Genomic DNA, 19403 nt, shown 5'->3' on the forward strand with positions numbered 1-19403 from the left:
CCACACCATCACCGTCCGCGGCCTGGCCCCCGCATCAGGCCCGGCCAAGCTCGACAACTGCGTGAGCGTCACGGGCAACGAGACCGACCCCAACCTGCAGAACAACAACTCCTGCGTCACCACCCAGATCCCCGGCATCCCGCTGATCGACCCGGCCGTAGGCAGCGCCGCAGCAGGACTGCTCACCCTCGGCGGATTCCTCTACCTCCGCCGCCGCAACACCACCGGAGCCGCCCTCTAAAACAACCCCATAACCCACCTCGGCAACAACGAACGGTCCCTCCCGCGCAACCAGCGGGGGAGGGACCGTTCCCTTTGGGCGTGCGGGGCGGCCACCACCTGGGACCGGCCGGGATCGCCCACCGGCCAGGCGTTCCCACGGTGCCGCTGATGGCCCGGTCGACGAAAGGACGGCGCCTCGCCGCGTTCAAGGCGGACGCGGTCGCGTTGTACCAGTGCGTGGGCCAGGGCGACGATCAAGGCGTTCGCCGAGGACCTCGGGGCTCACACTGAGACGCTGCGCAACCGCATCCGGGCCGCTGCCGGACGCAGCCCCGGCGCTACTCCGAGCCGCCCGCCGCGATGCCCGGCCGGGCTCAGAACCCGGTGGACGCGGCTGATCCGCTGCCGTTGGGTTGGCGGCGTGCTTGCGTGCCGTGTTTACGAGTGTTCTTCGTCACACAAAAGGTTCGGGATATTTGCGTAACGGGGTTGGCTGTTCGCGGGTCCAACCGCCAGACAACAACGCGGCCGGTAGAGGAAGGGAAACCCGAGTTCCTGTCAGGGTCGCGATGCGGCAGAAATTACACCTGCCTGCACTCAAAAAATCCCGGTGATTCCCTGCATGCAGTGGATACCTGGCTCTTCTTTTCTACGCCTATGGAGTTATGACATGGCTGCACGACACAAAAGGATACGCAACCGTAACGTGGCAACGGCGGTAGCAAGCCGATATGCCGCAATTTCTCTGGGGCTTGCGCTTGGGGTAGGCGGCGCCGTTGGTGTAGCCGCACCGGCCATGGCTGCCGAGAAGAATGCGCCCGTCTCCACCCTTGGCGCGGACTCCGTGACGCCTGCCTCGGAAAGTATTGTCAGCGTCGCTCTTCCTCAAATCCCCCTCAGGCATCAAACTTTTACAGCGGCCGACGGGTCCAAGATTGACATCGGGATTGGCGCAGTCGACGCTTCCTTAGATTTTGGTTACCCGAAATTCGACCCGCCCAAGACATTTTGGGATTACGTAGGCTACACCTCGCCTATGTATACCCTGTTCAATAGCATGCTGCGTGGGGCTCACGGTAAGGTAGCAGTCGCGCCGGAGGTGAAGATAACGCGTCCAGATGGTTCAGTCATCCAGTTCTCGGGATTGAGTGCCAATACTGAATTTGACTGGAAGAACGGGGGCGGGCTGGACATCAAGGGTGAGATCGGCCTCAACCCGAGGGCCAAGATTTCCACCAAAGGCAAGAACGGCGTGGATCTCGAGCTGTCGGGTCTGAACGCGAATACTAAATTTGAGTGGTCTTCGGACACGGGACTGAAAAGCGTCGAGGGGACCGTTGGTGCCGAGCCGAAGCTCAAGGCGACCTACAAGGGTTATGGTGTTGACATATCAGGCCTGAAGGCTGGGGCCACGATCGGCTGGTCCGCAGAGAACGGACTGGAGGTCAAGGGCAACCTCGATGGCCATCCGTCGGCGATGATCAATATTCCTAAGGTCGGCAATTTCGAGGCCGCAGGGCCGAAGGCCGGTGGTGAATTCAGTTGGTCGGAGAAGCAGGGCTTCGCGGGCAATATTAAATTCGGGGTCGACCTGAAGGCGGCCTTCCCCCTTCAAGGCGTCAACATCAAGCTCGAAGGCGTGAACGTTGAAGGCAAGGTGTCGTACTCGACGAAGGATGGGGTCAAATTTGAAGGCGATGCCAAGCTCGAACCTCAGGCGACGTTCGGGACGATCAATGGTGAGGGACCCACAGTCACCGTCGCGGGAACGAACACCCATGGTCATGTGGAGTGGACTCCCGAGGGAGGGTTCAGAGTCACCCACCTCGATGTGGGAGGCGACGGGAAGTTAAGGGTGGAGCACGAAGGCTACGCCATGCAGGTCGAGGGGCTGGGCAGCCACCTCAACTTCGACATGTCGAAGGAAGGCGACGTAAAGGTCGGCGCTGACTCCCATTTCAACCCAAAGGTGACGTTGACGGTGCCTTCCCCTGATGGTCAGGGTGCATATACTGCCGAGCTTGAAGGGTTGAAAGTCAACGGCAACCTGGAATGGTCGCCGAAGGAGGGATTCAAGGTCGGAGCTGGTGTCACGTTTGCGCCGCACGCAAAGCTGAGTGGGCCCCAGGGGAGTCTGGAATTCGGCGGAGTGACGGCCGGAGTTGAAGTCAGTGGCTCGTCGAAGGAGGGGTTCGTGATCAAGGGGACGGCGGGTTTGCACCCTACCTTCACGGCGAACGATGTTGCTGGCGACAAGGCCGTCGTCGTGGGGCCGCAGTGGGACGGTAGCGTGAAGTACACGCCGCAGGGTGGAATCGAAGTCACCACCCCCTCTGGGACCCGGAAGTTGAATACCTTCGGGGACCTTGTGCGCGAGATGGTGCCGGAAACGCATGCTACCGATTCAACTTCGGCGGATTCCAGGAGAGCGCCCGAGCAGAAATCTGGAGAAGGGGCGTCGACTGGCGGCCAGGGTGCCGGCCACTCGGTGACGGAGCGGGGCAAGGAGACGAGGAAGGCCTCGGACAGTCTCGCGGATAGGTTCATCGAGATTCCCGTCGAGCATTCCGGCTATGAGCCCGACCGGACCAAGTCGCGGCTTCCCGATTGGGGGGCGAAGGAGGACGCCCATTCCAACGACGGCAACCAGTCTCAGCAGGAGGAACAGGAGCGTGAGCGGTCCAAGCGTGAACAGACCCAGCGTGAGGACCAGCTGCGTGAACAGTCCCAGCGTGAGGACCGGTCGCGTGAGAACCGGTCGCGTGGGGAGCGGTAGTCCTCTGCTTGGGCGTCCGGGAAACCGGTGACCGGTCGGCGGGTTGGTTGAGGTTCTTGTGGTACTCACCTGCTGCTGGTCATCTCCAGCGATCGTGGGGCTCGTGGCGGGAGCGAGGGGCGGCGCTTCCGCGACGGGCCCTTCTGACGGGCGAATCTCGGGCCCGTGAGCCCGGCGGACCTGGGCGCCGGAAGCAGACAGGTTCCCGTCATGGTCACCTCGTGATGCCGGGATTGCCGGCCGGCTCTGTGTATTGGGGGGCGTCGCTCCGCACAGAACAGGGTGAAGCCTTCGGCCAGGTCGGCCAGGTCTGGCAGGAGGGGAGTGAGGGCGTGTTGCCCACTTCCTGGTCGCAGGCTTTGCCAGCGTAGCGGAGTGTTCGCACCAGTCGGCCACGCGGGACTTGTACGCGGCGCAGCAGGGCTTCGCCGGTGCGCTTCTACGCGTCGCCTAGGGCGCGGAGCGAGCGCTGTCGCACCGCGGACGGAGGGTCTGCGGAGTCGACGTCGGGAGTTGATACTTGCCGGGAGGAGCGCTGGGGGCACAGGAACGAGGAGAAACCGTGATCCGAAATGGCGCGAGAGCTTTCACCCTCCTGTTATCCATGGTGGCCCTGTCCCTGACCGGAACCGCCCACGCGGGACCCCGCCCGGCATCCGCGTCGTCCGCCGCTCCGGCCGTGGGGACGGATTCCTATCGGGCAAGTCCGGGAGCCGTCGTCGGGGATTCCGCGTACGACTACGCGCCCACCGTCATGCTGGACGGCGTGTACAAGATGTGGTGGTGCGGCCAGGCCCCCGAACAGAAGGTCCCGGGCGACGACATCCTGTACGCGGAGTCGTCCAGCCTGGACGGTCCCTTCCACGCCCCGGGCAGTACGGCACCCCACCAGATCGTCTTCGAGGGAACCGGTAACGGCAGCTTCGACAACGAGCACACCTGCGACCCCTCGGTCGTGCGAGTCAATGGCACGTACTACCTGTACTACGGCGCCGAACGGCACGACGGAGAGCCGACCACGATCGGTGTCGCCTCCAGCCCCGACGGCATCCACTGGACCCGGCTGAACAACGACCAGCCGATCATCACCCAGGCCAACCAGCAGAACACGGGGAACACCTACGGTGCGGGTCAGCCGAGCGCGATCTATCTCAACGGCATGTTCTACCTGATGTTCACCGACACCACCGGTGCCGGGGCACTGGGCAACGGAGCCGGCCAGTTCGCTTGGCGCTCGCCCGATCCAGCTTTCCAGTCCCAGGTCGAGGTCTACACCGCCGCCGGCTGGCAGGCCAAGACCGATGCCAACTCACGCAGCTTCTCCATCGCCAACGCCTTCTCGGCGGACTGGCAGTACTCCGACGCCCTGGACGCGTTGATCATCGCCCACGACAACGCTCCGGGACAGACCACACTGACCTTTCTCGACCCCGGCAATCTCGCACGGCAAAAGTTTGCTGACGTGAACATCCCCGGTCAGTGGACGGAAGGACCGGGCATCGCCTCGCGCCCGGACAAACACTCCGTTGTCTCAGCGACCAATGACTGCGGACGGATCCCCGTGGACGTGATCCGCTCGACCATCACCTACCCCCCGCGGAAGCTGGCCCACATCGGTCTCGACCTGCTCAGCGGCACGAGCTGCGCGGCCATGTCGCCCAGCCGGATCGCCGCGATGTACGAAGGATACGGGCTGCAGTTCCCGGGGCTGCCCGCCGCTGTCGTGGTGAACGGCACGCGCCTGCAGATCCAGGACGTCACCGCCTACACCGACCTCACCCACAACGAGATGTTCGTGCCGAAGTCGATCTACTACACCATTCCCTACGGCGCGTCCCTGCACGTGAGCCAGACGGTACTCGGAGCATCCGGCCTGCTGGCGGCCTTCGAACTGGACAACAACAGCCTCTGGCCCGTCAGCTGCCTGCGGCTGATCACCGACAACCACTCGTCCATCACCATGGTGGACCGCGCAAACTGGCAGTCCCATCCACAGGGACCCAGCCTCTTCTGCCTCGACTCCGGGCCGGGTACCGGCTCTCGCATCCTCTACCGCTGCTACAACCCGGGCAGCGGCGACCACATGGACACGACCGATCTCGGCTGCGAGGGCTACCCCCGCCGGGACGCCCTCCTCTGGCACGTCTACCCCAGCCAACTCCCGGACACCGTGCCCCTTTACCGCTGCTACAACCCGGGCAACGGCGACCACATGGACACTACGAACCCCGGTTGCGAGGGCTACCCCCACCGGGACGGCGTGCTCGGCTACCTCCTGCCCCGCCAGGCGGAGGACACCGTTGCCCTGTACCGCTGCTACAGCCCCGTCAGCGGCGATCATCTCACCACCTTCATCCCCAACTGCGAGGGGTATCCGGTGGGGGACGGCGTCCTCGGTTACACAACCCCTTGAACGGGACACCATCGAGGCCGGGCGGCGAAGCCTTCGGGCCGGTACTGAACTTCCGTCCACGGCAGGGCGGATGCGTCAAGGCGCCGCATCTTGTGGGCGGGCCGCATTCATGAAAGGAGTGAGAGCGGCTCGAAGCTCGGATGCTTGTCTGGCACTGAGGGCGATCTCGTACGCGACACCGTCGAGTCCGAACGCCACGTTCCTCACGTTCTCAGCGCTTCGCTCGTCGTCCGTGCAGGCGGGAGTCTCCTGGGGCGCGGCAGCATGGCATGGGCAGTCGCAGGTGATGCCGCTCGTCGTTGCGATGGGACAGGAGTGGTGATGCCCCGTCATGCACCACCCGAGTCTGCTCAATATGCTCACCAGCCATGGGTAATCGGGTATGCCTGGAGCATACAGAGCAGCGTTCCGGCGCGGTTGAGGCCCCCGGACTCAGGTGGCTGCGCACAGCAAGCCGGGTGTGACGGGTCCGGGTCCCCGCGCGGGCGACGGCTGCAGCGGTGACCGGAGTTGCTCGGCTGCAGTTCCGGGGCGGAGCCTCGGTCGGCGCTTTGGTGCGGACACGAGGGGCCTGCCCCCGTGCGGAACGGTCGCGGGGGCAGGCTGGTGGGGCCCGGACGCCCCGGGAGTCAGGCGCAGATGCTGCCGACGCAGACCTTCACGTTGAGGGGCAGCAGTGTGATGCGGAGGTCCGCTAAGTAGGTGTTCACCACCGAGGTCTGCAGGTTGGCGAGTTGCACGGTGACGGACAGCGCCGCGCCGCTGCCGTAGATCTTCGCCAGCGCAGTCTGCAGCGTGATCAGCTGGGTGTCGGTGAGCACGTGGTCGTCCTTCACTGAGATGGTGACGATTTCGTCGGGAAGGATGTGGAGGGGGTCGACCGCGATCGGGCCGGAACATACGACGGTGTGGCCCGCTGCGGTGTCCTGGTTGGTGCAGGTGTAGGCAGGGGCCGAGTCGGCAGAGGCAGGAGTGGCTATGGCTCCGCCGGCGGTGATGAAGGCGATCGAAGCGGCTGCGGCCAGACGTGCCAGCTTGGACATGGTGTGTCCCTTCTTCAGATGATGAGTCACCCGACGGCTGACCGGCACACGGCAGCCCGCCGGGATGCGCTCGGCGGCGTAGAGCGAGATGTGACGGGTTCCACATACCGAATTCGCCCACGCCCACTGCACAGGGATACAGCACCTTCAAGAGGTTGGCATCTTGTGAGCTCCCCGATCCGTTAGGCCGCAGTCCTCGGCATCGATATCGCGAAGGTCCAACGCACGAACGAAAAAGGGCAATTCGGCTCGCCCGCCAAGGACGTAACCATGTCGGGGCTTGCGGGTGGCCATTTTTACCGCGGCGTCACCGACGAGGCGGTCGGCATTCGATGCGGACCGTCCGCGTCAACCCACCGAGGTCAGCAGCGGACGGGCCGTCTGGCCTGAGCCCGAGCGCTGGATTGCGCGGCAGAGCCGGCGGCATCAGGCTGTGGGCCATGGACATCAACGATTACGGCGGCGGTCAGGGTCCCGAGCCGGACGTGCTGGTCGTCACGACGAACGGCTTACCCGGATACCGGGTGGAGCAGGTGATCGGCGAGGTCTTCGGGCTCACTGTGCGCTCCCGGCACCTCGGCAGCCAGATCGGTGCCGGGCTGAAGTCGATGATCGGCGGCGAGCTGAAGGGGCTCACCAAGACCCTCGTGCAGACCCGCAACCAGGCCATGGAACGTCTGGTGGAGCAGGCACGCGCGCGTGGTGCCAACGCGGTGCTGGCGTTCCGGTTCGACGTGACCGAGGCCGCGGACGTGGGCACCGAGGTGTGTGCCTACGGCACGGCGGTGGTCCTCGTCCGAGAGTAGCCGCAGTAATGCGCCGGCCCTCAACCACAGGGCTCCGACCGCCCATGACCGAATGACGACCGGCCCGAGCAACTCCATAAGCGGCGGCATCGGTCGGCGCTGCTGCGCACCCGTACCGCTGGGCGTGGGCGGCCGTCAGGCACACGGGCCGTGCGTGCTCGTCACTAGCTCCGAGGCGAACTGCGCGTGAAACGACACAGGGGAATGGAGCTGTCGGCGCGTCCTTTGACCTCTGTTTCTCACTCGGGTTCCGCTGCGTTCAGATCGAAGAAGTAGCCGGGACAGTTGTTTCTCTTCACGAAGAGTACGAGCGGGCCCAGCCGGTTTGTGATCAGGGGAATGGAACCCGTCATTAAAGTGCCTTCGAAGGTCCGGTCAACCGGTCCACGCCATGTCCTGCCGCAGGCATGTGATCTGCTGCTGTCGCGACAAGCAAGGCTGGTGCGCACCGACGACACCGGCCCGGTCGACGCCCCGTCGGCCACCCTGCGCCTCCCGCACGCGGCGCGGGAGGGCGGCGGGGGCATACCTGGGGGCAACGTGTGATGTTCCTGCGGACAGTCCGGGGCCCGACGTCGTCAGATCAGTCCGTTGCGCAGGGCGTAGCCGACCGCGTGGGCACGGTTGCGCAGGTGCAGTCGCGTGAGGATCTCATGCATGACGTTCTTGACGGTCCGCTCGGAGTACGACGTCTTGCGGGCGATCTCCGCGGTGTCCAGCCCCTCGGAGACCAGGCGCAGCATGTCCGCCTCCCGTGTGGTCAGCGTGCCCATGGACGGACCCGGCGGGCTTGACACCGAGCGCTGTAGGCTGCCCACGTGGGTGAGCAGCTTGCCCAGCAGGTCGCCGGGCAGCACCCCCTCGCCGTTGGCTATCGCCAGGACCACTTGAAGCAGCCGGTCCTGGTCGGCTTCGGTGCGTCGCAGCACCGCCGCCACTCCGCACTCGATGACGCGTTGCAGGCCACCCGACCCGAGACTGCTGACCACGAGGCCCGTGCGGGTGCCGGAGTTGCGCCGCAGCCGGCGCAGTAAGTCGGCGACGTCGTCGTCGACGCTGTCCACGACCACCAGCGACACCTGGGCCCGCCGCGCCGCATCGGGTAAGTCGAGTATGTCGAGCTCCGGGCGCTGGCGCAGCTGGTGGACGACACCGACACGCAGCACCGGATCGGCCGCGTAGACAGCCACCGTCACCCGGTCCGGCCGGCCCGTGCACGACGCCCGGTGCGTGGAGCCGGCGCCTGCGGGGTCCGATGAGATGGCGGCGGACACAGCTTGTCTGTTGTGCGGTGTGCGGGGCATGAGGCGTTACCTGTTCATGATCTCTTGGACATGGATGTGCTTGCGGGCGAACACCAGAGGACGACGCCCGCGAGGTGGCGGCCGTATCTACATCTCGCGTCGGCACGTGAGTTGACCAGGCCTTCCTGGGCACCATAGCTGCCCGGACGGTGCCCTGATGCTTCTCGTGACGCCCCCGTGGTCACACCGGCACGACCGCTCTGACTGACCGCGACGGCAGTAGCGTCATCGAGGCGTACGGCCTGAAGGTCCTCGAAGGCCGCGTCCCGTGGACGTGGAACGCCGGGCGGACCTCTCCCGGATCCGAGGCGGCGTTGAAGACCGATTCGGGGAGACCGCGGGAAACGTGGATTACAGCAGGATCGAAGCGGAGGCAAGCGTCACTTGTCTGTCAGACATGAACGGTGATTGGGCCACACTGCGGCCTCTCGTTGACGGCTACTTCTCAGTAGCACCAGTCTGATCCGAGCCGATCGGCTTCACCATCCGGAAGCGCCCCTGTCCGCCCTGAGAACCCGCTTGCGCGAGGAGTGTCCTTTGTTCTATTGGTTACTCAAATACGTTCTACTGGGCCCATTGCTGCGACTGGTCTTCCGACCTCGCGTCGAGGGACTCGAACACGTCCCGCCGTCGGGGCCAGCCATCGTCGCGGGTAACCACCTCTCATTTTCCGATCACTTCTTGATGCCCACGATTCTCAAGCGCCGCATCACCTTTCTCGCAAAGGCCGAGTACTTCAACGCTCCTGGCATCAAGGGCAAGCTGACCGCGCTCTTCTTCCGTGGCGCCGGACAGATCCCCGTCGACCGCACGGGGAAGGACGCGGGCCTGGCCGCTATCCGGGAAGGGCTTGGCGTACTGCGCAAGGGCCAGTTGCTCGGTATCTACCCCGAAGGGACGCGCTCGCACGACGGCCGGCTCTACAAGGGCAAGGTCGGCGTCGCGGTGATGGCGCTCAGGGCCGGTGTCCCGGTGATTCCCTGCGCGATGATCGGCACCTTCGAGGCACAGCCCCCGGGCCAGGTGATCCCCCATGCGCACCCCGTGATCATCCGTTTCGGCAAGCCGCTCGACTTCTCCCGATACAGCGGAAGGCAGCACGACAAGGCGATCCTGCGGACCGTCACCGACGAGATCATGTATGCCATCCTGTCCTTGTCCGAGCAGGAGTACGTCGACCAGTACGCGGCTCTCGTCAAGAGGGAGCAGACGGCCACGATGGAGAAGCAAGCAAGGCCGTGATGAAGGAGCGACGGGCGACGGGCTCATACCGGGACCCGTAGGCGGCCCGAGCCCCCCGGCCAGGCCTCGTCACCACCCCCGTACGACGGTGACGCGACAAGCGCCTGGACAGCGGCCAGGACCCCATGGCGATGGCGGTCACGAGCCAGCCTGAGCGGCACCTTCAGCGGCGCGCTCCCCTGCCGGCGTCCCGTCCCCGAACGGGCGCGTGCGAGCCTGCAATGACAAGTACGGTTCCGCCGGTCATGTGGTGTCCGTGGCCGTGGCCTCATGCGGCCAGTGAGCTTCTTCAGAGTGGCCACCGATCGGGTTACGGGTGCTCCGCAGGAGTTGGCGGCCTGCGCAGGTAGAGGCCCCGGTCAACGGCTGGCGGCTGATCACTCCAGGGGGTGTCCGCTGAAGAGGCTCAGTGGGTTCAGCACCGACGAGTCGATTCTGCCCTCCAGCATCGCTCCGATGCCCTGGACGGCGCAGAGGTCGGGCCGGTCGGCGATGTGCACCGGAATGCCGGTGGCCTGCCGCAGCATCTGTTCGAAGCCGGGCAGCAACGCGGCGCCGCCGACCACCACGATGCCCCGGTCCGCCAGGTCGGCGACCAGGTCGGGCGGACATTCGCGCAGCACCTTGCCGATGGCATCGATCACGGCCGTGAGCGGGATCTGGATGGCGGCGCGGACGGCGGCGGTGTCGACCCGCACGCAACGGGCAAGCCCGGTAGCGACATCACGGCCGTGGATCTCGGTCGAGACGAGACCGTGCGGGATGCGACCGTTCCCGGACAGGGCGAGCTGGAGTGGCCGTACGCACTGGCTGGGCAGCATGAGCTCGTGCTCTTGCCTCAGATGCTGCACGATCGCGTGGTCGACCGCCTCACCCCCGACCGGAATGCGTTCGGCGGCCACGATCGAACCCAGCGACAGCACCCCGATCTGCGTTGCGGCCGCTCCGCACATCATGACCATGGTGGCCTCGGGCTGCCCGACCGGCAGCCCGCACCCGACCGCCGCCGCGATCAGCGTGTCCACCAACTCCACCCGCTGTGCTCCCAACCCGGCCAGCGTCTCGATGGCCGCCCGCCGGGCCACCGGGTCCGCGTCGTACGGGGTACAGGCGGCGGCCCGCAATCGGGGTCTGCGCCGTAGGGCACGGCGCATCTTGTCCCCGAGTAACTGACCCAGCATGCGCTGGGCCATCTCGATGTCGACGACAGTCCCACCGGACACCGGACGTACCACCCTGATGTAACCGGGCGTCCGTCCCGTCATCTGTTCCGCGAACTGGCCCACCGCGATCAACGCGCCGGTCCGCATGTTCACCGCCGCGACGGATGGCTGGTCCACGACCAGCCCCGAACCCTTGACGTACACCCGGGTCCGCGCCGCCCCCAGGTCGACGGCGAAATGACAGCGACGCACATGCTCCAGACTGACACTCATGGCACTTCCTCCCGACAGCGCAGACCGTGAAAGGCGCCGGGGCGGCGGCTTTCGAGTGCATCGTGCGCGGAGTGGTGGACCGGGCGCCTTCTGTGGATGGGCCGAACGGGGGATCCGGGTTGTGGGTGGCACTCAAGACGGCGCTGTCGCGGACGTGGCCGGCGAAGCCGGGGCGGAGCTGCTGGGCAGCGGTGAAAGCGGCGGCCAGCGGGCGGACGTCTAGACATCGACGAACATGTCACGTCACCAGTCGCGCAAACGGGTGTGCTGACAAGGCGCACTGGGTCAGTGCCTTGAACGTGCTTGGCCTGGCCAGATGTCGGTCGCGATCCGGGCGGCGATCGTTTGCGGAGACAGGCGGCCGGTGAGGGGGGTGAGGCCGGCCGGGATGGCGAGGTGGGTGCCGGTGGCGGGGACTTCGGCGAACAGGGCGACGGAAAGGGCCAGGTGGGGGTCGTACCGGGTGGCCCAGGCAGTGCGGTCCGCGGCTCCGCCTGTGTGGAGGGCTGGGGGACTGGCCGGGGCGAGGGGATGCCGAAGACCGGCTGCTGTGGCTTTCGTGATCGCAGGGCGGGTGGACGGACGCGCGGTGTAGAGGGTCCTGCCGTTGCGGGTGATCTTGGCGACGGTGTACGGCGTGGCGTAGCGGCCCTCGGCGGCAAGGGCGGCGTACGCGGCGGTCACCTGGACCGGAGTGGGGGTGGGGGTGCGCCGGAGCCGGTCCAGAGGGCGTCCGAGCCGGGCGGTGCGGAGGGGGTCCAGGGCCGTTCCGGTTTCGATGGCGCCGTGGAGGGCGTCGTTGAAGGGCTGGCGGGCGTAGTCGGCGCCGCCGTACAGCAGCCGGATCGCACCGTCGTCCGGAACGACGGCGGCGGCTGCGGTGTGCAGCCTGGCCTTGCGGGGTCTACGGCCGGTGCGTGCGGCGGCGTCGGCTCGGGCCTGGATGGTCCGGGCGGCGCTGTTCTGCAGGACCAGGTCGAAGGTCGTGTGCACGGTGTAGCCGGCGCGGGCGAGTTGGCCCGGACTGATATGGAGCCGACGGGCGGCCTCGGCAGCGGCGACGTCGAGCAGGTACTGGCGCTGGCCGTCGGCGCCGCCCGGCCGGTAGAGGCGGAAGGCGGGGAATACCGCTCGGGCCCGCTGACCGGCAGTGATGGCACCGGTCTGGGTCATACCGTCGAGCACCCACGCCCAGCGGCTGCGCAAAGCGGCGGTGACTTTCAGGTCGGCTCCGGCCCGTTCGTAGTACGAGGGCAGGTTGATGACGGCCGCGAGCGCGGCACCCTGCTCCAGGCTCAGCTGATGGGCGTTCACACCGAAGTAATTGCGGGCGGCTGCCTGGATGCCGGCTGCGCCGCGGCCGAAGTACACGGTGTTCAAGTAGCCCTGCAGAATCTCGTCCTTGGAGCGGACACGGTCGAGCTTGACGGCGATCAGGGCTTCCTTGGCCTTGCGGGACAGCGATCGTTCCGGCGACAGCAGGGCGTTCTTGACGTACTGCTGGGTGATGGTGGAGCCGCCCTGACGGGTGCCACCGGTGATCGTGGCCCATACGGCACGGGCGATCGCGGTCGGCGCGATGCCGGAGTCGCTTCGGAAGGAGCGGTTTTCCGCCGTGATCACCGCGTCCTGCACATGCCGCGGTACCCGGGAGAGGGGAACGTCCTGCCGGTCCACAGGGCCGCGCCGTCCGAGGTAGGCGCCATGGGCATCGAGGAAGACGGTGCTCTGCACCACTGCTTCGGGGTGTGGCCGTGGGATGTCCACCATTGCGCAGGCCAGCGCCGTCATCGTGCAGACCGTAAGGATCAGGGTCAGCATTGATGCCGCCATCGGCCGTAACCGTCGCGTCCGGTGGCTGCGGGAGGGCCGCGAGCGGTGTGTTCCGCGCCGACGCGTCGGCCCCGTCGCTCGTGGGGAGCGGGACGCAGGCACGCGGCGGCCCGCGGTTCGGGAAGGCATGGTGGGAGGCGGCAGTGCAGCGGAGCCGTCGGGATGGTGTGGCACGCTGAGATTCTCCAGCAAAGGACCATGAAAAGGAGCTATGTGTAGTCACGGTCGCTGAACGTGACGTGTGAGGAGTTCAGGGAATGCGGCCGGACCGGCGGGCACCTCGTGTCCCGTTGAGGTGCGGGCCGGCATCGTGTCTCCGGACGTGTGTGGGGGAGCCCGCACGATCGTGGAGGCCACCCCTGGCCAACCCGGCCGAGGCTTTTTCGGGCGCGCCGCGATGCGTCTTACCTCTGATCTTGGCCAGTGCTCCGCCCTTTAGGGCGGGGTGAAGGCCATCCTTGGGGCGGAGGCGCGAAGCGCCGTTGTTCGCTGCGTCTCCGCCGTGACGGTCAGACAGGCCATTTCTGGTTCTCGATGTACTGCTTGACCACGGTCAGCGGTGCGCCGCCGCAGCTCCCGGCGAAGTAGGAGCCGGACCAGAAGTGTCCGCCCCACAGATACCGCCGGATGTGGCTGTCGTACTCCTTGGGCAGCATCCGGGCGGACACGCCCTTGAGCGAGCTGACCAGCTTCGAGAGCTGGACCTTGGGCGGTTAGTGCACGAGCCGGTGTACGTGGTCGTCCTCGCCGTTGAACTGCTTCAGCTCGGCCTCGAAGTCGGCGCACACCTCCCGCATGATCTCTTCGCACCGGGTCAGCATGGCGTCGGTCATGGCCTTGCGCCGGTACTTCGTGACGAAAACCAAGTGGACGTGCAGGTTGTAGACGACGTGACGGCCCGTGCGAACATCGGGATTGGGGTTCCATCGTGGTGACATAAACCAAAGGGCATAGTGATCGACATGCAGCTTCGGTACAGCTTCCGCGTGTACCCGAGCACCGGTCAGCGCATGGTATTGGCGAGGGCGTTCGGGTGTGCTCGGGTTGTCTTCAACGACGCCCTCCGGGCCCGTGAGACCGCCCGAGCCGCCGGGCTGCCGTTCATCCCGTCCGGAGAGTTGTCCAAGCAGCTCACTGCCTCGAAGAAGACCCCCGAGCGGGCATGGCTCGCCGAGGTGTCGTCGGTGGTGTTGCAGCAGTCCCTCCGGGATCTCGACGCCGCGTACAAGAACTTCTTCGACGGCCTCAAGGGCAAGCGTCCCAAGATGGGGCCGCCACGGTTCAAGTCCCGCAAGGACAACCGGCAGTCGGTTCGGTTCACCGCCAACGCCGGATGGAAGATCACCACCGGTGGGAAGCTCCGGCTCCCCAAGGTCGGCGAGCTGGCCGTGAGGTGGTCCCGTTCCCTGCCGTCGGTTCCGTCTACGGTGACCGTGGTCAAGGACAGCGCGGGCCGGTACTTTGCCTCGTTCGTGGTTGAGACAGAGCCCGAGACATTGTCGGAGACGGACGCAGTGGTTGGCATCGACCTGGGCCTGACCCACTTCGCGATCCTGTCCGACGGAACGAAGATAGACAGCCCCCGCTTCCTGTGCCGGGCCGAGAAGAAGCTGAAGAAGGCGCAGCAGGATCTCAGCCGGAAGGCCAAGGGGTCGAAGAACCGGGCGAAGGCCCGGATCAAGGTTGCCCGCGCCCACGCACGGACCGCCGATGCGCGGCGTGAGTTCCACCACCAGCTCTCCACGAAGATCATCCGCGAGAATCAAGCGGTTGCAGTGGAAGACCTGGCGGTCAAGGGACTCGCCCGCACCCGCATGGCCAAGTCCATGCACGACGCCGGATGGTCAGCGTTCACCACAATGCTGGAATACAAGGCCACCCGGTACGGCCGGACCTTTCACCGCATCGGACGCTTCGAGCCCACGTCTCAGGTGTGCTCGCAGTGCGGCGTCAAGGACGGCCCCAAGCCCCTGCACATCCGAGAGTGGACATGCGGGGCGTGCGGGACTGCCCTTGACCGGGACATCAACGCGGCGGTCAACGTCGCCAAGGCGGCCGGACTGGTCGTTACAGCCTGCGGAGCGCGGGTAAGACCGGGACTCGTCCCGGCACGGCGCGAAGAAACAGGAACCCACCCGAAGGCGAGCTGGGGATCGGGCAGCCAGGCGGGGATCTCCGCCCTTTAGGGCGGAGAGGATGTCAAGTCCAGCGCATGCCGATGGCGGACAGCTGCTCGACTCGCGTCGGCGTCAGCGTCGCCGCCCTGCTGCGCTGATTCCCGATCCATGCTCCGAGCTTGACCTGAAGCGTCCGCCGGTGTTCGCTGTCATGGTCTATGGCGATCCGCTCGATGTGTCTGCGGGGGACTCGCAGGTGTCCCTCACGCTGGAAGTACTGTTGCGCGGCGGCGTAGTTGAGCGCCCATCGGTCGGTTTGCGTGCGGCGCGGCTTGGGCTTCTCGTCCTCGGTGGCGGGCTGGATGCCGAGGATGTGTTCGAGCATCCACTGCTGGCCGTTGCTCAGCTTGTCGAAGCCGAGTCGCTGCTGCCGTACCCATCGTCCGAGGTCTTCGCCTCGGTGCACGGTGTCGCCGGGCTCGGTGGGCAGCGTGCCGCCGGCCTCCAGGTGCTGTCGGGTGAGGTGGAAGGCGCGTTGCCAGTCGACGGGCCAGACGGGGCACCAGGCGGGGTCGATCTCGTCGAGCTGCTCACGCCGTTCCTCCGACAAGGCGCCGGCAGTCGACCGAAACGGTAGCCCCTCGGCGCTCCGCCGCTCGTTTTCGATGGCTTTGCGGGCTGCGGCCCGCTGGTTCTTGAGCCAGATACCGATCTTGTATCCCTGATAGGTCGCGTCGGTGGGAGCGAGCAGGTGACCGTTCTCTGCGGCCCAGCCGCGGGCCGCGGCGAGTCCCTCCTCCCACGCGGTGTCGAAGTGGGACCAGACCATGCCGAGTTTCTCCAGCTGCTGGATCCGGTCGGTGCCCATGTCGCCGCGGTTGCCGAAGCGACGGTTGTCCGCGATCCACTGCCCCAGCGGGAAGTTGGCGAGCGAGGGCGGCCAACCCGCCTCCACTGCCTCGGGCTCGGACGGGACACGATAGGTGAACGGCACTTTCAGGTCGCCGTGCCTGCGGGCATAGAGGGTGGCGGCTTCGATGCCGCGGCGCCAGTGCGCGTGTTCAGGGTTGAGGACGCGCAGGTTGATGAACGCGGCCAGGGCGGCGGGATCGCGGGGGGTGGAGAACTTCAGCAGTGCGCGTGCGGGGGCCGACAGTCCACGGTCGCTTCGGTCGCTCCCGGCAGCCTCGCCGTCCTGGCCTCCGTCGCGGGTCTGCACGCCTGTGGAGCGGCTTTGTGCCTGGGGCTCGGCGAGCTGTTCCACGATCCTGGCGTCATGCGCCCGCAGCGCCTCGAGCAGGAGGGCGAGACCGCCGTACGCACGACTGGTGAGCATGTGGTCGGGTGTCTCCGCGGGGCCGAGGAGGACGGGTACGACGAGAGAGGCGGTCTTGCCTTCACCAGGACGGATGCGCAGCGCGCGGCCGACGGCTTGGACGAGGTCGGGCATGGAGCCGCGCACGTCGGCGAAGTAGACGCTGTCGCAGTTGCGGGTGTCGACGCCCTCCCCGAGGACCTTGACCGAACTGAGGAACCCCTTTTCGACGACGGTGCCGTCGGAGGTGACGCCGATGGCGAACTCATCCAGCACGCGTCGGCGGTGGTCGGCACGGTGGTCGCCACAGAGCCAGTCGGCCCAGATGGTGCGCGGGTACAGCCCGGGATCGGTGGAGTGCAGCCGTTCGGCGACATCGGGGAGGCCCGCGGCGAAGGCCTCGGCCTCCTTGACGACGTGGTGGAAGACGAGGGTGCGCCTGAAGCCCTCCTCCGAGGCTGACTTGAGCAGCGCGGTCTGCAAGGCCGCGAGACGGGCCCCGCGGACGGCCGCGGAACGTTCGTCGGCTCCGAGTAGCCGGGCTGCCTGGAGCTGGGGGTCGGTGACGTCGACGCACACGACCTGGTAGGGCGCGCAAATCCGCCTGTCGATCGCCTCGGACAGCGTCAGCGTGTAGGAACGCGCCCCGAACGGCCCGTTCACATCGTCTTCCATCGACGCCACCAGCTCGCCCGGCACGCCCTCGCCCTGGTCCTCTTCCGGCTGCCACAAGCGGGGCGTCGCGGTCATGTAGAGCCGCCGCAGCGCCGGAATGCGAGTGTTGTCGTGGACCACCGCCCAGGGCTTGCCCAGCCGCCCGGACGTCCGGTGCGCCTCGTCCACCACGATCAGGTCCCAGCCCGGAAGGCCGGTCGCGTGTGCGCGCTCCAGCGTGCCCAGCCCGAGCGAGGCGTAGGTGGCGAACACGGTGACCTTGTCGAAGGGGCGCACCCAGGCGACCAGCTCGCCCACGTCCGTGGTGTTCGGGAAACCCACCTCGTCCCGGCGCAGCGACGACACTCCGATCACCGGGCCACCGCGGCCACCCTCACGCCATGCGGTCTCGGTCTGCGCGAGCAGGTCCAGTGAGGGCACCAGAACCAGCACACGGCCCGCACGCAGCTCCTCCGCGGTGCGCACGGCGACGAGGGTCTTGCCGGAGCCCGTTGCCATGATCACCTGCGTCCGCAGCCCCCTTTCAGGCACCCCTGATCGTGCGGGAAGTTCCAGTGCACGGAGAACCGCATCCACCGCTTCCCGCTGGTGGGGACGCAGTTCCTTGCCTGCCATTGCGTTCTGCTCCGATCTACCGTCGCCGGGATGTGCGCACCCCGGCAGACCGCCACCTTCTCAGAGTCTTCCATCGGGAACACCGTCACGTCGGCAGACATTGATGCGCCACGCCCATCACGCACGGGAACGTCGGGGGAAGCAGGTGGGCGACCGGGATGGGCCTCACCGCCCCCTAGCTCTCGACCGGTCCTGACCACGGCCCGCGCGGTGACCGGATTCTGCGCGGCCCGCTGGGAGTCCCTAATTTCCGGAATGAGAATTGGGGGTCTTTGGTGGCCCATCGGAGGCAGGACGGGCCACCAAAAACGAACTCGGACGAACGGGCCGGCTGCCGGAAGAAAACCGCCTGAGGGGAAGAGGCGGGTCTCACGGGGCTACCACATGATGGGCCCCTGATCCTTACCGAGCCGGTGCAGCCGGCACATTCTTAATACCAGGACGTGTAGCCGTCGCTGCCGCCGGCCCGGCTGGTTGTATAGCCGTTGACCATTCCTGTGTGCGCGGCGTTGCTCCCCGGAGGGACGTACTTCTGCTCGATGCTGCCGCTCCAGGTCTGGACCCATACCCAGGCCCCCGGGTTGGCGTTCGTGATCCGGGCCCAGTTCGCGTGACAGTGCGGGCTGTACCGCAGTTCCACAGTCCCCCGGGAGGTCGCGAACCGAGCGACGCCGGCGGAATCCCACGGTGTGTAGGCGCCGGTCAGACAGGAGTACCCGTCCAGGCTGCTCACGGCGCTCGCTGGGTCCAGGCCTGAGCAGGACGGCCCGTTGCAAGCGACCTGACCGCTGCCCTGCGACGCTGCACGGGGACTCGCGAGAGCGGAATCCATGCCTGTCAGTGGAATCACGAACAGCCCGAAGGCGGCTGCTACGGCTAACTTTTTCCGCATGTGCAGTCGTGCCTTTCTGTCGCGGATGGGTCACCTGCTGTTCTACTCCACCTGCGCTCCCGGGAACAGGGCCAGTCAAAACGCGACTGAAAACAACTGCATGGCGGTGCGGTAAAGGGCTTGCATTCAACTAGCCGAGCTGACTAAAAATTGCGAGACGTTCCCTGTGATCGTGAACAATTCAACGGATTATGATGATGTCGGCTTGCCACGCTGTGATGATTCCGGGCCCCGGATGCCGCGGCAGGGGAGCGACTGTGGGTGGACACACCGCCGTGGGACAGCCGGCCGGGGCGTTGGCGGCTGCCGCGCCGATCACACAACTGCCTTTGCGGTGTGGGCACCTGTCGGTCGGTCAGGCAGCCCTCGCTCAGCCACGGGACCCTGACCGGAGGGCCTGACGAACTTCGACGGGAGAGCCGGATGAGTCGTAAGGAGCGCCCCGGCCGGCCCGAGTCCGCGGTGAGTGTGCCGGGCAGTCCTCGATCGCGGTTGACCCGACCGTGCGCGATGAGGCCCTGCGATCCGGGTTCCAGGAACTGGATGAGGTGTCGCGGACCGGCCACCGGTTCAGCGGGATGATCTTCGTGGTGCCAGCTCCTGGAGAGTCCAGATCACCGACACCATTTCGGGCGGCTGACGCAGCCGTCTGCTCGACTCGGCCGGTGTCGACGATCTGGACGGTGATCTGCTCGATGGCGTCGGGGCGATCAG

General features: G+C 66.6%; 13 protein-coding genes and 1 pseudogene. 6 read left to right on the forward strand and 8 right to left on the reverse strand.

The window, feature by feature from the left end; all coding sequences use genetic code 11:
* From ACZ7HQ_RS40135 to ACZ7HQ_RS40145, 3 genes are all read left to right on the forward strand, one after another.
* The coding region (locus ACZ7HQ_RS40135) for a hypothetical protein (RefSeq protein WP_471001037.1) at positions 1–241 on the forward strand (241 nt) is incomplete at its 5' end.
* Between the two features lie 651 nt (positions 242–892).
* Complete coding sequence (locus ACZ7HQ_RS40140; RefSeq protein ID WP_471001040.1) at positions 893–2998, forward strand: translocation/assembly module TamB domain-containing protein; 2106 nt, start codon at positions 893–895, stop codon at positions 2996–2998.
* Between the two features lie 604 nt (positions 2999–3602).
* A complete protein-coding gene (locus ACZ7HQ_RS40145) occupies positions 3603–5411 on the forward strand; it encodes a glycoside hydrolase family protein (RefSeq protein WP_471001043.1) in 1809 nt (602 codons plus the stop codon).
* 75 nt (positions 5412–5486) lie between these two features.
* Here ACZ7HQ_RS40145 and ACZ7HQ_RS40150 read toward each other — a convergent pair whose 3' ends face one another.
* Positions 5487–5744, reverse strand: a complete 258-nt coding sequence (locus ACZ7HQ_RS40150) for an Lsr2 dimerization domain-containing protein (protein ID WP_471001046.1) — start codon at positions 5742–5744, stop codon at positions 5487–5489.
* Between the two features lie 296 nt (positions 5745–6040).
* The gene (locus tag ACZ7HQ_RS40155) at positions 6041–6454 is read right to left on the reverse strand and encodes a preprotein translocase subunit TatB (RefSeq protein WP_471001049.1); all 414 of its coding nucleotides are present in this window, start codon (positions 6452–6454) and stop codon (positions 6041–6043) included.
* Positions 6455–6894: 440 nt separating this feature from the next.
* On the opposite strand from ACZ7HQ_RS40155, the gene ACZ7HQ_RS40160 reads away from it, so the two are divergent.
* Positions 6895–7260 carry a YbjQ family protein gene (locus ACZ7HQ_RS40160; RefSeq protein ID WP_471001051.1) on the forward strand — a complete coding sequence of 122 codons (366 nt, stop codon included), beginning with the start codon at positions 6895–6897 and terminating at the stop codon, positions 7258–7260.
* Between the two features lie 578 nt (positions 7261–7838).
* On the opposite strand, the gene ACZ7HQ_RS40165 is transcribed toward ACZ7HQ_RS40160, so the two are convergent.
* Positions 7839–8564 carry a helix-turn-helix transcriptional regulator gene (locus tag ACZ7HQ_RS40165; RefSeq protein ID WP_471001054.1) on the reverse strand — a complete coding sequence of 242 codons (726 nt, stop codon included), beginning with the start codon at positions 8562–8564 and terminating at the stop codon, positions 7839–7841.
* A gap of 537 nt (positions 8565–9101) precedes the next feature.
* Here ACZ7HQ_RS40165 and ACZ7HQ_RS40170 point away from each other — a divergent pair.
* The gene (locus ACZ7HQ_RS40170; RefSeq protein WP_471001057.1) at positions 9102–9806 is read left to right on the forward strand and encodes a lysophospholipid acyltransferase family protein; all 705 of its coding nucleotides are present in this window, start codon (positions 9102–9104) and stop codon (positions 9804–9806) included.
* A 377-nt stretch (positions 9807–10183) separates the two neighbouring features.
* Here ACZ7HQ_RS40170 and ACZ7HQ_RS40175 read toward each other — a convergent pair whose 3' ends face one another.
* The 3 genes and pseudogenes from ACZ7HQ_RS40175 to tnpA all read right to left on the reverse strand — a co-directional run bounded on the left by ACZ7HQ_RS40175 (position 10184) and on the right by tnpA (position 14013).
* Entirely contained in the window at positions 10184–11242 is a 1059-nt protein-coding gene (locus ACZ7HQ_RS40175; protein ID WP_471001060.1) for a rod shape-determining protein, read from the reverse strand.
* 285 nt (positions 11243–11527) lie between these two features.
* On the reverse strand, positions 11528–13033 hold the full coding sequence (locus ACZ7HQ_RS40180) for a transglycosylase domain-containing protein (RefSeq protein ID WP_471001063.1): 1506 nt from the start codon (positions 13031–13033) through the stop codon (positions 11528–11530).
* 551 nt (positions 13034–13584) lie between these two features.
* Positions 13585–14013 (reverse strand): annotated as a pseudogene (gene tnpA / locus ACZ7HQ_RS40185) (IS200/IS605 family transposase).
* A 24-nt stretch (positions 14014–14037) separates the two neighbouring features.
* On the opposite strand from tnpA, the gene ACZ7HQ_RS40190 reads away from it, so the two are divergent.
* Positions 14038–15261 (forward strand): RNA-guided endonuclease InsQ/TnpB family protein, encoded by a 1224-nt coding sequence (locus tag ACZ7HQ_RS40190; protein WP_471001066.1) that lies wholly within the window; start codon positions 14038–14040, stop codon positions 15259–15261.
* 13 nt (positions 15262–15274) lie between these two features.
* Here the strand turns inward: ACZ7HQ_RS40190 and ACZ7HQ_RS40195 are convergent, their stop codons facing one another.
* Positions 15275–17797, reverse strand: coding sequence for a helicase associated domain-containing protein (locus ACZ7HQ_RS40195; RefSeq protein ID WP_471001069.1), 2523 nt, complete (start codon positions 17795–17797; stop codon positions 15275–15277).
* 430 nt (positions 17798–18227) lie between these two features.
* Complete coding sequence (locus tag ACZ7HQ_RS40200) at positions 18228–18689, reverse strand: DUF2690 domain-containing protein (protein WP_471001072.1); 462 nt, start codon at positions 18687–18689, stop codon at positions 18228–18230.
* Positions 18690–19403 lie beyond the last annotated feature (714 nt).

This window comes from Streptomyces sp. NPDC037290, assembly GCF_055603245.1.

Coding starts and splice junctions, on each gene's coding strand:
- ACZ7HQ_RS40140 (WP_471001040.1), top strand. CDS start 893: ATGGCTGCACGACACAAAAGGATACGCAACCGTAACGTGGCAACGGCG.
- ACZ7HQ_RS40145 (WP_471001043.1), top strand. CDS start 3,603: ATGGTGGCCCTGTCCCTGACCGGAACCGCCCACGCGGGACCCCGCCCG.
- ACZ7HQ_RS40150 (WP_471001046.1), bottom strand. CDS start 5,744: ATGACGGGGCATCACCACTCCTGTCCCATCGCAACGACGAGCGGCATC.
- ACZ7HQ_RS40155 (WP_471001049.1), bottom strand. CDS start 6,454: ATGTCCAAGCTGGCACGTCTGGCCGCAGCCGCTTCGATCGCCTTCATC.
- ACZ7HQ_RS40160 (WP_471001051.1), top strand. CDS start 6,895: ATGGACATCAACGATTACGGCGGCGGTCAGGGTCCCGAGCCGGACGTG.
- ACZ7HQ_RS40165 (WP_471001054.1), bottom strand. CDS start 8,564: ATGCCCCGCACACCGCACAACAGACAAGCTGTGTCCGCCGCCATCTCA.
- ACZ7HQ_RS40175 (WP_471001060.1), bottom strand. CDS start 11,242: ATGAGTGTCAGTCTGGAGCATGTGCGTCGCTGTCATTTCGCCGTCGAC.
- ACZ7HQ_RS40180 (WP_471001063.1), bottom strand. CDS start 13,033: ATGACGGCGCTGGCCTGCGCAATGGTGGACATCCCACGGCCACACCCC.
- ACZ7HQ_RS40190 (WP_471001066.1), top strand. CDS start 14,038: ATGCAGCTTCGGTACAGCTTCCGCGTGTACCCGAGCACCGGTCAGCGC.
- ACZ7HQ_RS40195 (WP_471001069.1), bottom strand. CDS start 17,797: ATGGCAGGCAAGGAACTGCGTCCCCACCAGCGGGAAGCGGTGGATGCG.
- ACZ7HQ_RS40200 (WP_471001072.1), bottom strand. CDS start 18,689: ATGCGGAAAAAGTTAGCCGTAGCAGCCGCCTTCGGGCTGTTCGTGATT.